The following is an 11,989-nucleotide window of genomic DNA, read 5'->3' as shown; positions in this document are numbered from 1 at the left end:
ATAAAATAAAAGGGCTGATGCTTTCACATCAACCCCTTTCATTATTTACTTGATGACACTACTAATCTGTATTCGATTATAGGCCAGCAGCTGCAAATACTTGGTTAACAATCTCTTGAGCTTCTGCTTCGATTGCTTTCAGATGCTCTTCACCTTTAAAGCTTTCACAGTAGATCTTGTAGATGTCTTCTGTACCTGATGGACGAGCAGCAAACCAACCGTTCTCAGTCGTTACTTTAAGGCCACCAATCGCCGCGCCATTGCCTGGAGCATGCGTTAAGCGAGCAGTAATCGAATCACCAGCAAGTGTTTCAGCAGAAACCATCTCTGGAGATAGCTTCTTAAGCACGTCTTTTTGTGCACCATTTGCTACCGCTTGAATACGGTTGTACTTAGATTCGCCGTGTTTAGCAGCAAGCTCTTCGTAGTATTCTTGTGGGTTCTTACCTGTTACAGCTGTGATCTCAGCCGCAAGTAAGCAAAGAATTAGGCCATCTTTATCGGTTGACCAAGGCGTTCCGTCTTTACGTAAGAAAGATGCACCCGCACTCTCTTCGCCACCGAAACCAAATTGACCGTTGTATAAGCCATCAACGAACCATTTGAATCCAACTGGCACTTCGCAAAGTTCACGACCTAAGTCAGCAACAACACGGTCGATTAGTGCGCTTGATACTAGTGTTTTACCCACTGCAACGTCTTTACCCCAACCTTCACGGTTACGGTATAGGTAGTCAATACAAACCGCTAGAAAGTGGTTTGGATTCATCAGGCCCTTTGGCGTAACAATACCGTGGCGATCGTAATCCGGGTCGTTACCAAACGCTAGTTGATAGTCATCTTTAAGCGCCAGTAAGCCTGCCATTGCGTATGGAGAAGAACAGTCCATACGAACCACGCCATCTTTATCTAAAGACATAAATTGGAATGAAGGGTCAACCGCTTCACTTACCAGAGTAAGATCTAGATTGTACGCTTTACCAATTTGACGCCAGTAATCAATACCGCTACCACCCAGTGGATCAACACCAATCTTGATGTTTGCTTTCTGGATCGCTTCCATATCAACGACATTAACCAAGTCAGCAACGTAAGGAGCAACTAAATCAACTTCTTTCACTAGCTCAGACTGTTTAGCCTGTGCGATAGGAGTACGCTTTACACCTTGCATTTGCTCAGCAATGATGACATTCGCACGATCTTCAATCGCTTGAGTTAGCTCAGCTTCAGCAGGGCCACCGTGTGTCGGATTGTATTTAATACCACCGTCTTGTGGTGGGTTATGCGAAGGCGTGATAACAATGCCGTCGGCCTTTTTATCATTCACTAGGTTATGCGTAAGGATCGCGTGCGAGATACCAGGTGTTGGAGTAAAGCCATTGTTTTCTTGAATAATAACTTCAACACCGTTCGCTACAAGGACTTCGATAACGGTAGAAAACGCAGGCTCAGAGAGAGCATGAGTATCTTTACCTAAGAAAAGTGGGCCTGTTGTACCTTGTTCAGCACGAACGTCAGCAACCGCTTGTGCGATCGCTAGGATGTGGTTTTCATTAAATGTTGATTTGTCTGCTGTACCACGGTGACCTGAAGTACCGAACAGTACTTTGTGGTCTGGGTTAGTAGCATCCGGTTGCTGTAAGAAATAGTTAGCAACTAAAGCCGGGATATTATGAAGATCTTCCTGCTGAGCTTTCTGCCCAGCACGAGGGTGCATAGCCATTTTTCGACATCCTTATATATAAAATTTAAAAACAAAAAAACCTCATAATATCTTCTTATCCATGGATATTATGAGGTTTAAATCAGATTTCGTTAAATTGAACCTGTTACTTTTTCTATCAATTCTGCTTGGAAACTCATGCGGCTCATAAGCTGTTCAACCATCTGTCTTTTACGGCTAGTGTTGTTATTAGTTATTACCCAAAAAGGACTTTGTGGAATGGCTTTAGGCTTAGTTGTGTTGCCGTTTGCTAGCAAGGTCTCTTCGTTGTCTGCAAAGTAAACACGCTTGCGGCCTTTTACTTGAGTTGCTTCTGAAAAGCTTAAAGGGTCGATTTTATGCAGTGTCGATAACACAAGCATGAAACGATCAATGGCTTTCTTCAGTGATGCAAACTCGTCTGATATTAGTAGTGAGCGCATTTCTTTAACACCATCGAACTTCTCTGGAGTAAAGCCTACCTCTTTGCTAACAACGATACCTTTTGGCTCAACGATCTCTTCGATCGGAACCATGCCTTGGCTATCAACCTGTAATAAGCGGCGCAGAATATCTGAAGCGCTTTCGCCAATACGTTCTGTCTGACCCGCAATAAAACGGTATAGGTCCTCATCAACCTCAATTGTTTTCATTCGCTTTTCACAATCTCAATGTTTAAACTCAGGGGGATTATAGCGAGATCCGCGCGGATACTCTACGTCAAACCCACCATGAATAAGATAAAAATGTCAGTACAGCTCAACTATAAATTAGAAGGTGCGGGTCACACCATTGTTTTGATCCATGGATTATTCGGTAATCTCGACAACCTTGGCTTGCTGGCTAGGGATCTAAAAGCCGATCACCAGGTACTTAGCATCGATCTACGCAACCACGGTCAATCCTTCCATAGTGACACTCACAGTTATCAAACAATGGCACAAGATGTGGCTCAACTACTGGATGATCTTGAGTTAAATAATGTCACTGTTATTGGTCACTCCATGGGTGGCAAAGTAGCAATGGCGCTGACACAACATCTTACGCTGCATAAATTGATTGTCTTGGATATGGCACCAGTCGCGTACACCCAAAGTCGTCACGACAACGTATTCGCAGGCCTACAAGCCGTGATAGAAGAAAAACCGACATCACGCTCAGACGCGCTTAAGATCCTCGCAAAACATATCGAAATTGATGGGGTTCGCCAGTTCTTGACCAAATCTTTATTCAAAACCGAACAAGGCATCATGGAGTGGCGCTTCAACGTTGCTTCGCTATTGAGCAACTATCCACAAATTATTGGTTGGGAACCGATCGAGAAAACCTCGGTCAAAACCTTGCTTGTAAAAGGTGGGAATTCAGATTACCTCACAGCTGAGCATCAAACTGCCGTTCAACAGCAGTTTTCCAACGCAAAGGCACATGTTATAGCGAACACCGGGCACTGGTTACACGCAGAAAAGCCAGCCGAAGTACTTCGTGCAATAAGAAAATTCATCGCTTAGATAGGTTGATTAGTCGATATAAATGAGAGCTGTGTAATCACAGCAGATTAACTTTATCTCACAAGAGTGATATAGTGCGCCCAAGCAAATTTGGTATATAAGGTTCCCATGCTTTACGACTACATGAACATCATTGAATCTGTTGGTTTAGATCTTCTGTTTGCCGCAATTTTCTTTCTAATCGGAATGGCAATTAAAGACGTTCTAAAGGAAGGAAATGTTCCTGCATTTGGTCGTCGCATCGTATGGTTAGTACTTTTCCTTGGCTGCGCAGGTTTTATCGCAAAAGGGATAATCCAACTGAGCTGGGAAGGAACTGGAATCTAACGATTTCCTCCGAACTTTATTACACCGACAACAGACAAAATGAAAGGTAATGATTCTATGGCAAGTGTAGGTCTCTTCTTTGGTAGCGATACAGGTAACACTGAAGCTGTTGCTAAGATGATTCAAAAGCAATTGGGCAAGCAGCTCGTTCAAGTTCAAGACATTGCAAAAAGCAGCAAAGAAGATATCGATAACTTCGATCTACTGCTGCTTGGTATCCCTACGTGGTACTACGGCGAAGCACAATGTGATTGGGATGACTTTTTCCCTGAGCTAGAAGCTATTGATTTCTCAACAAAGCTTGTTGCTATCTTTGGTTGTGGCGACCAAGAAGATTACGCAGAATACTTCTGTGATGCTATGGGTACTATCCGTGACATCGTTGAAGCGAAAGGCGGTACTATCCTAGGTCACACATCAACTGAAGGCTACGAATTCGAAGCATCGAAAGGTTTAGTTGAAGGCGATGACAGCCAATTTGTTGGTCTATGTATCGATGAAGACCGTCAACCAGAACTAACTGATGAGCGCGTATCTAACTGGGTTAAACAAATCCACGAAGAAATGTGCCTAGCAGAACTAGAAGATTAATTCTCTAGCGATTGTTAATTGTTACAATTAATGACCGTTATTAGATATGAAAAAACCTCCTTATAGGAGGTTTTTTGCTATTTAAAGTTTATCAATCAACACTCAGCTTCTAATGCTTCGCCATCATCTCTAAATTGTGGCTTCTTTCTAACATATAGAGTTCGCTGAATTTCTGAGACTACATTCCCCTGCTTATCTTTAACGTGGATAATAAATTCGGGGAGACACTTCTCACCAAGCTGTGTCTGACGATAGATATCGTCCAGTTGCCCTTGGCTTATCTCAAAATCTGCATACAAGTCGGATTGGCCCGGTTTGATAAAGTTAATACTCGCTTCTTTATCCCAAACATAATATCGCTCCCCTAGAATTCCCATTAACATCAAAGAGTAAACTGGATCGGTAAGAGAAAAGATACTGCCACCATATTGAGTACGATTGGCGTTTTTATTCCACCAGCGCAGTTTTAGTATCGTCTTAACAACCCTAAAGTCAGGGCTAATGTGAGCTATTCTAATTCCCGCCCCCCAAAAAGGAGGCCAAATATTGAGAGCGAATTTTACGATGCTTGGTTTATATATTCTTGCAAGTTGCTTATTCATAACAACATTCCATGTTCATATTAGAATTACCGCCACCTTGACTGGTCGTACCTCCACTATAAGTGAGATACTTCCAATTTACAAAACAGATTGTGATGTCAGTGAGTAACCCTTTGAAGTTCGTGGTTTATTGTTATGCCTGACTAAACTATAATGGTATTAATATTGAATTCTGTTAATTGCTGCAGATCATCAACAGGAAAGTATATGTCAGACAATAATCAAGCGCTAAAAGATGCTGGTCTTAAAGTGACCCTCCCACGGCTCAAAATTTTAGAAGTATTACAACAACCAGACTGCCAACATATTAGTGCTGAAGATTTATATAAAAAGCTGATCGACTTAGGTGAAGAGATCGGTCTTGCGACCGTTTATCGCGTACTGAACCAATTCGATGATGCTGGCATTGTAACTCGCCACCACTTTGAAGGTGGTAAGTCTGTATTTGAACTTTCAACACAGCATCACCACGATCACCTAGTATGTTTAGACTGCGGTGAAGTTATCGAATTCTCTGATGATCTTATCGAAGAAAGACAAAAAGAAATCGCTCAACGCTACAACGTACAGTTAACTAACCACAGTTTATATCTGTATGGTAAAAGCATCACTGGGGATTGCAAAGGCAACCCAGACACACATAAAGCGAAGAAATAACTCAGAACGCTGGCTTAGGCCGGCGTTTTTTATTTGGGCTCATGCGGTATTAAGATTCACATCAGCTTGTCACATAATTTGTTATTTTATCCAGATACAAAAAAACCGGCTCTAGGCCGGTTTTTTATTAAGTATATCTTGAGAAACTAAGCTTTAAGACGCTAAGCTTTAGGGCTCTAAGCTATAGAAAACAAAGCCATTAAGCCTCAGTTTTACCCCAAGTATCTCGTAGACCAACCGTGCGGTTGAATACTAGCGCGTCTGCTTTAGAGTCTTTCGAATCTACACAGAAGTAACCTGTACGTTCAAACTGGTACGCTTGCTCTGCCACACCTTCGGCTAGGCTAGGTTCAACAAAACCGTTTAGCGTAACAAGTGACTCAGAGTTAAGCGTTGCAGCGAAATCATCAGCAGCGGCTGGGTTTGCCACAGTGAATAGACGATCGTACAAACGAATCTCAGCAGGCAATGCTTTATCAGCCGATACCCAGTGGATAACGCCTTTCACTTTACGGCCATCTGCAGGGTTCTTACCGAGTGTTTCATTGTCGTAAGAGCAGAAGATAGTCGTAATATTGCCTTCTGCATCTTTTTCGATACGCTCAGCTTTGATCACGTAAGCACCACGTAGGCGAACTTCTTTACCTAGAACCAAACGCTTGTACTTCTTGTTTGCTTCTTCACGGAAGTCGTCACGTTCAATCCAAACTTCGCGTGTAAATGGAACTTCACGAGTACCCATTTCAGGCTTGTTCGGGTGGTTTGCCACTGTCAGTGTTTCTACTGTATCAGCGTCGTAGTTTTCAATCACGACCTTGATCGGATCAAGAACAGCCATTGCACGAGGTGCATTTTCGTTCAGATCATCACGGATACAAGACTCAAGTGAACCGAACTCAATCATGTTCTCTTGCTTAGTCACACCAATACGTTTACAGAATTCGCGAATCGAGCTTGAAGTGAAACCGCGACGACGTAGACCAGAGATAGTTGGCATACGTGGATCGTCCCAACCTTCAACTAGGTTTTCAACCACAAGTTGGTTCAGCTTACGCTTCGACATTACAGTGTATTCAAGATTCAGACGGCTAAACTCGTATTGACGAGGTTGGCAATCAATCGTGATGTTATCTAGAACCCAGTCATACAAACGACGGTTGTCTTGGAATTCAAGAGTACAGATAGAGTGCGTAATGCCCTCTAGCGCATCAGAGATACAATGAGTGAAGTCGTACATTGGGTAAATGCACCACTTGTCAGCAGTCTGATGGTGGTGAGCAAAACGAACACGGTAGATAACTGGATCGCGCATAACCATGAATGAAGAGCTCATGTCGATCTTAGCACGTAGACATGCTTTGCCTTCTTCGAAGCCACCGTCACGCATTTTTTCAAATAACGCTAGGTTTTCTTCAGGGCTGCGATCACGATATGGGCTCGCTTTACCAGGCTCTTTCAATGTGCCACGGTACTCACGGATTTGATCAGGACTTAGCTCGTCAACGTACGCTAAGCCTTTATTAATTAATTCCACAGCATAAGCGTAAAGCGTATCGAAGTAGTTTGATGAGTAACAAATATCACCAGACCATTCGAAGCCTAACCAGCTTACATCATTCTTAATTGACTCAACGTATTCAACGTCTTCTTTTTCAGGGTTTGTATCATCGAAACGAAGATTACATTGTCCCTGGTAGTCCTGAGCAATACCAAAGTTCAAGCAAATAGATTTAGCGTGACCAATGTGCAGGTAGCCATTTGGCTCCGGCGGGAAACGAGTATGCACGCTACTGTGTGTACCATCCGCTAAATCTTTATCGATAATTTGGCGAATGAAATTCGATGGACGAGCCTCAGCTTCACTCATCTATAGCACCTCTATGTATTTAGTATTGTCAGAGAAAGTTATCTTTCATATCCGAGACAAAGGCCGCTTTTGCTGCCGGTCAAAGATAGAAAGATCATTGTTACTAATCATCCACAATTCTTCGCCTTTGCACAATAAGAACCATCAGTTAATTGTGATTATTTCCGCTATTCGATGAAGAATAGAACGAACCTTGCTCACTGACTCTAAATGACAAGTACAAAAAAGCCTCCCGTGTGGGAGGCTTTCAATTTGAAACTTACTTAAGAGCCGTTGTTACGTCTTAATAAGTACTTCCCTTACTATGGAAGTTTTACATCAGATAGGTCTTCACCTGCACCGATAGCTTTCATTTCGCCAGCGACGATTTCAGCTAATGGGCCAAGGATAACCTGTAGGTTATTCTCACCTAGTTTAACCACACCTTTAGCGCCAAGTTTCTTAAGAACAACTTCATCAGCGATAGAGCGGTCTTTAAGAGTTAGACGTAGACGAGTGATACAAGCATCGATTGAAGTCAGGTTTTCGTGACCACCTAGAGCTTTCAGGTATTGACGAGCAACTTCACCTTTTGGTGCGTCGCCAGCAGGAGCCGCTACAGCTTCATCATCATCTTCACGACCTGGCGATTTCAAGTTGAAAGCGCGGATTGCGAAAGAGAAAGTGAAGAAGTATAGAGCACCGAATGCTAAGCCAATCAATAGCAGAGTGAATGGTTTAGTTGCTAGACCCCAGTTCAATACGAAGTCGATAAGACCAGCAGAGAAACCGAAACCGTGCAGAGTACCAAACATGTTAGCAACAACTAGAGACAGACCAGTAAATACAGCGTGCATTGCGTATAGAGCAGGAGCTAGGAATACGAACATGAATTCTAGCGGCTCTGTGATACCTGTTAGGAATGAACAGAATGCAACAGAGAACAATGCGCCACCAACTTGGCTGCGTTTTTCAGCAGGAGCGGCTAGGTACATTGCAAGTGCTGCACCTGGTAGACCGAACATCATTACTGGGAAGAAACCGTTCATGAATACGCCAGCGCCTTTATCACCACCGAAGAAACGGTGTAGGTCGCCAGATTTAACTGTTTCAGTCACTTCTTTAACTACAGTAGTAATTTCTGGAGTTACTGAGTTAGCGAATGTAAATGTATGCTCTTGACCAACAACTAAAGTTTTAGCCAGTGCAGGGTCAACACAAAGTTGAGTGATGTTAGCGAATGCGCCTTGACCAGCAACGATGATTTCTTGACACGTACCCATACCGAACCAGAAGTATGAGTTCAACACGTGGTGTAGACCTACAGGGATCAGTGCACGGTTAAGAGTACCGTAAACGAATTGACCGACAGCGCCAGACGTTGATACTGCGTGAGCTAGTGAATCTAGACCAGATTGAACACCAGGCCAAACCACACCAGACACAGCACCTGCAACAAGTGCAAATAGACCAGCCATGATAGGGACTAAACGTTTACCCGCAAAGAAGGCCAGCCACTCAGGAAGGCGTGTAGCATGGAAAGCGTTGTAAGAGTGACCTGCGATAATACCTGCGAAGATACCGCCGAAGAATGACATGTTAACGTCTGCGTTAATTGTCGTTGCTGTCGCTGTTAGTACGAAGTAAGCAACTGCACCAGCAAGACCCGCTGCGCCGTTACCGTCTTTAGAAAGACCAATCGCGATACCGAGACCAAATAGCAATGGTAGGTTACCGAAAATAGCACCACCAGCTTCTGCCATGAATGGAATATCAAGTAGATCGCCTTGACCTAAACGTAAAAGAAGCGCCGCAATCGGAAGCGTTGCGATTGGTAGCATTAACGCCTTACCAAGCTTCTGTGCATATCCTAGAATATTCACCAGTTGTTTCCCCCTATAGGATTTTTTAGAATTCGTTTGAGAAACTTATTTTAGTCGCTCAATTTAGTCCTATTCAGTGTATTCAATTAATTTTGCTCCGCAAATTAAAACCTTACCATTTGTGATCGTAATCACCAGTTTTTACCAAATCCAGAGGTTTTTGCTAGCGAGATCATAAAACTTATTTTATCATTCAAAAGAATGAACATTTATAGATAAAATCCAAACTTAATCATTAGGAAAAATGATGGTATCCCTGGGTTTACACTGCCCAACAAACAATCATTAACAATGAGCCTAAATGTATATAAAAAACTAATTGTTCATATATTTTTCAACAACTTAAATTGCTTTACATTTTAAAGCCGTTTGCCCATAAAAGATAAATCGTTACGTAAATGATGCTCGCAAACTAAGTCCACATTTAGGTAACGAATAAATTTTAAAGATCTCACGAAATAAGGATTAGCTGACTATGTACGCGCTAAGTAACTGTAAAATTTACACTGGTAGTGATGTTCTATCCGATCATGCTGTTGTAATCGAAAACGAACTGATCAAAAAAGTCTGTCCTATCTCTGAATTACCAGAAAGAATCGAGGTTCTCGACCTAAACGGAGCAAACCTAAGCCCAGGCTTCATTGACCTACAATTGAATGGTTGTGGCGGTGTAATGCTTAACGATGAGATCACTGCAGACACAATGCAGATCATGCACAAAGCAAACCTTAAATCTGGCTGTACTAGCTTCTTGCCAACGCTAATCACTTCTTCTGACGAAGATATGCGTGAGGTTATTGCTGCAGCTCGTGAATACCACAACCAATATCAAAACCAATCTCTAGGCCTACACCTTGAAGGTCCATACTTAAACGTTGCGAAAAAAGGCATTCACAGCGTCGATCACATTCGTAAATCTGACAACGAAATGATTGAACTTATCTGTAAGAACAATGATCTTGTTGCAAAAGTAACATTGGCTCCAGAACTCAACGACCCAGAGCATATTGAGCGTCTACGCAAAGCCGGTGTGGTTGTTTCGATTGGCCACACTAATGCGACGTACGCAGAAGCTCGTCAAGGTTTCGAATCAGGAATCACTTTCGCCACTCATCTGTTTAATGCAATGACTCCTATGGTTGGTCGTGAGCCTGGCGTTGTTGGTGCGATTTACGATACTCCTGATGTTTATGCTGGCATTATTGCCGATGGCTTCCACGTTGATTACGCAAACATCAGAATTGCGCATAAAATCAAGGGAGAAAAGTTGGTATTAGTGACGGACGCCACAGCTCCTGCAGGTGCTAACATGGAATACTTTATTTTTGTCGGTAAGAAAGTATATTACCGTGATGGTAAGTGTGTTGATGAAAACGGCACACTGGGCGGCTCAGCTCTGACTATGATTGAAGCAGTTCAGAATACAGTTGAGCACGCTGGTATCGCTTTAGACGAAGCTCTCCGCATGGCTACGCTATACCCAGCTACGGCTATCGGTGTAGAAAGTAAGCTAGGTCGAATCAAAAAAGGTATGGTTGCAAACCTAGCTGTATTTGACCGAGACTTTAACGTTAAAGCGACTGTTGTTAACGGACAATACGAGCACAATTAAGTATGAATGGCGGACAAATAGGTAACGTAGACTTAGTTAAACAACTAAACAGTGCGGCAGTATACCGACTAATAGACCAACAAGGGCCTATCAGTCGTATACAAGTGGCTGATGTAAGCCAACTCGCACCGGCAAGTGTTACAAAAATTACCCGCCAACTTTTAGAGCGCGGCCTAATTAAAGAGGTTGCGCAGCAAGCGTCTACTGGCGGTAGACGCGCGATCTCCCTAACCACAGAAGTAGAGCCCTTTCACTCTGTCGCTGTGCGCTTGGGCCGAGACTACATTCAAATAAGCCTGCATGACCTTGGCGGTCGTGAGTTGGCTTTCCAACAGCAAGACCTGAATTACTCAGACCAATCAGACCTCACCCAAGGCTTGGTCAATAACTTGAAGGCTTTCATTGCTGAACACCAATCAAAGATCGACCAGCTGATTGCCATTGGGATCACCCTCCCTGGCTTGGTTAACCCAACGACAGGTGTCGTTGAGTACATGCCAAATACAGACATCGATAACCTTGCGTTAAGCGACATTATTCGCGACACATTCCATGTTGCTTGCTTTGTTGGTAATGACGTTCGCGGAATGGCACTTGCTGAGCACTACTTCGGGGCAAGTAAAGACAGCCAAGATTCTATTTTGGTTAGTGTCCACCGTGGTACTGGTGCTGGTATTATTGTGAATGGTCAGGTTTTCCTTGGCCACAACCGCAACGTAGGTGAAATTGGTCATATCCAAATAGATCCACTTGGCGAACAATGCCAATGCGGTAATTTCGGTTGTCTTGAAACCGTAGCTGCGAACCCTGCCATTGTTGATCGTGTCCAAAAATTAATTAAGCAAGGCTATGAGTCGTCTCTAACAGAGATTGAACACATTACCATTCAAGATGTATGTGACCATGCTATCAATGGCGACGAACTTGCCAAGCAGAGTTTAGTTCGAGTGGGCAATCAACTGGGTAAAGCTATCGCAATGACGATTAATTTGTTTAACCCTCAGAAAGTGATCATTGCTGGTGATATTACAAAGGCACAAGAGATTGTTTTCCCTGCAATTAAGCGCAATGTAGAGAATCAGTCGTTAACGGCTTTCCATAGCGGCCTGCCTATTGTAGCATCACAGATCGATAAACATCCTACGATGGGAGCTTTTGCCATGATTAAGCGCGCCATGCTCAATGGTGTGTTACTTCAAAAGCTTCTTGAAGACTAAAGAAAAACAACTCTGATTTTCCGCGGGCCGTGTTTGTATAAACA

11 protein-coding genes are annotated in these 11,989 nt (G+C 43.1%); 6 read left to right on the top strand and 5 right to left on the bottom strand.

The annotated features are described in order from the left end of the window. Positions 1-76: 76 nt before the first annotated feature. Complete coding sequence (pgm, locus tag BCU75_RS23835) at positions 77-1,723, bottom strand: phosphoglucomutase (alpha-D-glucose-1,6-bisphosphate-dependent) (RefSeq protein ID WP_102464431.1); 1,647 nt, start codon at positions 1,721-1,723, stop codon at positions 77-79. A 92-nt stretch (positions 1,724-1,815) separates the two neighbouring features. Continuing rightward, positions 1,816-2,355 carry a replication initiation negative regulator SeqA gene (seqA, locus tag BCU75_RS23830; RefSeq protein ID WP_004734221.1) on the bottom strand — a complete coding sequence of 180 codons (540 nt, stop codon included), beginning with the start codon at positions 2,353-2,355 and terminating at the stop codon, positions 1,816-1,818. Between the two features lie 93 nt (positions 2,356-2,448). On the opposite strand from seqA, the gene BCU75_RS23825 reads away from it, so the two are divergent. From BCU75_RS23825 to fldA, 3 genes are all read left to right on the top strand, one after another. After that, the gene (locus BCU75_RS23825; RefSeq protein WP_102464429.1) at positions 2,449-3,210 is read left to right on the top strand and encodes an alpha/beta fold hydrolase; all 762 of its coding nucleotides are present in this window, start codon (positions 2,449-2,451) and stop codon (positions 3,208-3,210) included. Positions 3,211-3,318: 108 nt separating this feature from the next. Further along, positions 3,319-3,537, top strand: coding sequence for a DUF2788 domain-containing protein (locus BCU75_RS23820; protein WP_017106123.1), 219 nt, complete (start codon positions 3,319-3,321; stop codon positions 3,535-3,537). A gap of 57 nt (positions 3,538-3,594) precedes the next feature. Continuing rightward, complete coding sequence (gene fldA, locus BCU75_RS23815; RefSeq protein WP_009847329.1) at positions 3,595-4,128, top strand: flavodoxin FldA; 534 nt, start codon at positions 3,595-3,597, stop codon at positions 4,126-4,128. Between the two features lie 95 nt (positions 4,129-4,223). Here fldA and BCU75_RS23810 read toward each other — a convergent pair whose 3' ends face one another. Next, positions 4,224-4,730: a DUF4442 domain-containing protein gene (locus BCU75_RS23810; protein WP_102475272.1), complete on the bottom strand. Its 507-nt coding sequence runs from the start codon at positions 4,728-4,730 to the stop codon at positions 4,224-4,226. Positions 4,731-4,937: 207 nt separating this feature from the next. On the opposite strand from BCU75_RS23810, the gene fcrX reads away from it, so the two are divergent. Then, positions 4,938-5,387 (top strand): ferric iron uptake transcriptional regulator FcrX, encoded by a 450-nt coding sequence (gene fcrX / locus BCU75_RS23805; RefSeq protein WP_102475271.1) that lies wholly within the window; start codon positions 4,938-4,940, stop codon positions 5,385-5,387. Between the two features lie 199 nt (positions 5,388-5,586). On the opposite strand, the gene glnS is transcribed toward fcrX, so the two are convergent. Beyond that, positions 5,587-7,254, bottom strand: a complete 1,668-nt coding sequence (glnS, locus tag BCU75_RS23800) for a glutamine--tRNA ligase (protein WP_102475270.1) — start codon at positions 7,252-7,254, stop codon at positions 5,587-5,589. Positions 7,255-7,556: 302 nt separating this feature from the next. Then, complete coding sequence (gene nagE / locus BCU75_RS23795) at positions 7,557-9,116, bottom strand: N-acetylglucosamine-specific PTS transporter subunit IIBC (RefSeq protein WP_102464427.1); 1,560 nt, start codon at positions 9,114-9,116, stop codon at positions 7,557-7,559. A gap of 475 nt (positions 9,117-9,591) precedes the next feature. On the opposite strand from nagE, the gene nagA reads away from it, so the two are divergent. Next, the gene (nagA, locus tag BCU75_RS23790) at positions 9,592-10,728 is read left to right on the top strand and encodes an N-acetylglucosamine-6-phosphate deacetylase (protein WP_102475269.1); all 1,137 of its coding nucleotides are present in this window, start codon (positions 9,592-9,594) and stop codon (positions 10,726-10,728) included. Between the two features lie 2 nt (positions 10,729-10,730). Next, positions 10,731-11,945 (top strand): DNA-binding transcriptional regulator NagC, encoded by a 1,215-nt coding sequence (nagC, locus tag BCU75_RS23785; RefSeq protein WP_076674333.1) that lies wholly within the window; start codon positions 10,731-10,733, stop codon positions 11,943-11,945. Positions 11,946-11,989 lie beyond the last annotated feature (44 nt).

Source organism: Vibrio splendidus (genome assembly GCF_002873455.1).
Taxonomy (GTDB): Bacteria; Pseudomonadota; Gammaproteobacteria; order Enterobacterales; family Vibrionaceae; genus Vibrio; species Vibrio splendidus_J.
Note: the sequence above shows the minus strand (reverse complement) of the source record. Positions and strands in the feature narration are given on the sequence as shown.

What these genes read in the sequence shown, in the direction of transcription:
- nagC (WP_076674333.1), top strand. Translation starts at nt 10,731, where the DNA reads ATGAATGGCGGACAAATAGGTAACGTAGACTTAGTTAAACAACTAAAC.
- fldA (WP_009847329.1), top strand. Translation starts at nt 3,595, where the DNA reads ATGGCAAGTGTAGGTCTCTTCTTTGGTAGCGATACAGGTAACACTGAA.
- BCU75_RS23810 (WP_102475272.1), bottom strand. Translation starts at nt 4,730, where the DNA reads ATGAATAAGCAACTTGCAAGAATATATAAACCAAGCATCGTAAAATTC.
- seqA (WP_004734221.1), bottom strand. Translation starts at nt 2,355, where the DNA reads ATGAAAACAATTGAGGTTGATGAGGACCTATACCGTTTTATTGCGGGT.
- fcrX (WP_102475271.1), top strand. Translation starts at nt 4,938, where the DNA reads ATGTCAGACAATAATCAAGCGCTAAAAGATGCTGGTCTTAAAGTGACC.
- BCU75_RS23820 (WP_017106123.1), top strand. Translation starts at nt 3,319, where the DNA reads ATGCTTTACGACTACATGAACATCATTGAATCTGTTGGTTTAGATCTT.
- pgm (WP_102464431.1), bottom strand. Translation starts at nt 1,723, where the DNA reads ATGGCTATGCACCCTCGTGCTGGGCAGAAAGCTCAGCAGGAAGATCTT.
- nagA (WP_102475269.1), top strand. Translation starts at nt 9,592, where the DNA reads ATGTACGCGCTAAGTAACTGTAAAATTTACACTGGTAGTGATGTTCTA.
- BCU75_RS23825 (WP_102464429.1), top strand. Translation starts at nt 2,449, where the DNA reads ATGTCAGTACAGCTCAACTATAAATTAGAAGGTGCGGGTCACACCATT.
- glnS (WP_102475270.1), bottom strand. Translation starts at nt 7,254, where the DNA reads ATGAGTGAAGCTGAGGCTCGTCCATCGAATTTCATTCGCCAAATTATC.